The following is a 1,098-nucleotide window of genomic DNA, read 5'->3' on the forward strand; positions in this document are numbered from 1 at the left end:
CCAGGGACGTTGGTTGATGTGTGAGGACGCGTCGTAGGTTCTGGACGCGAGGAGGACCTCCGATCGAGAGTGGAGCTGTCTAGGTTCCGGTTTTCGATCAGGAGGTCCTCGTGTCTCACGCTAATGCTGCACTGACTCCGATTCAACGTTTGCGGATCGGTAGGCTCATCGTCGATGACGGGTGGCCGGTCGCGCATGCCGCGGTGTTCTTCCACGTGTCCTGGCCGACCGCGAAGAGATGGGCCGACCGGTACGCGGCCATGGGCAGGGCGGGTATGCAGGACCGGTCCTCACGCCCGCACCACAGCCCGAGGAAAACCCCTCCCAGCAGGGTGCGAAAGGTCGTGCATCTGCGGTGGAAGAAACGCATGGGACCGGTCGGCATCGGGGCTCGCCTGGGTATGCCGGCCTCCACCGTCCACGCCGTGCTGACCCGGTGCCGGCTAAACCGGCTGCATCACGTCGATGTCCGCACCGGAGAACCGGTACGCCGGTACGAACACGAGAAGCCCGGAGACCTGATCCACGTCGATGTGAAGAAACTCGGCAACATCCCCGACGGCGGCGGCTGGCGGTACGTCGGTCGGCAGCAAGGCGACCGGAACCGGGCCAGCACCCCGGACAAAGCCCGCAACAAGTACCGCGGCCCGCTGATGGGCACCGCGTTCGTGCACACCGTCATCGATGATCACTCCCGGGTCGCGTACGCGGAGATCCACGCCGACGAAACCGCCGCTACCGCTATCGGAGTCCTCCAACGCGCTGTGTCCTGGTTCGCCGCCCGCGGCATCACCGTCCAGCGGGTCTTGTCCGATAACGGCTCGGCTTACAAGTCGCGTTTGTGGCGTGAGACCTGCGCCAGCCTGGGTATCAAAGCCAAGAAGACGAGACCTTACCGACCCCAGACGAATGGAAAGATCGAGCGCTTCCACCGCACCCTCGCCGACGGTTGGGCCTTCAGCCGCCACTACACCAGCGAATCAGCCCGCCGGGCAGCACTACCGGGCTGGCTCCACGAATACAATCACCACAGGCCCCACACCGCCATCGGAGGCAAACCACCCATCACCCGGCTAACCAACCTCCCTGGGCAGTACA

General features: G+C 64.7%; 1 protein-coding gene. It reads left to right on the plus strand.

Annotated features, from left to right (window positions below; genetic code table 11):
* Positions 1 to 110: 110 nt before the first annotated feature.
* The coding region (locus FJV46_RS15050; RefSeq protein ID WP_087025249.1) for an IS481 family transposase at positions 111 to 1,098 on the plus strand (988 nt) is incomplete at its 3' end.

This window comes from Arthrobacter agilis, assembly GCF_006494655.1.
Classification (GTDB): domain Bacteria; phylum Actinomycetota; class Actinomycetes; order Actinomycetales; family Micrococcaceae; genus Arthrobacter_D; species Arthrobacter_D agilis.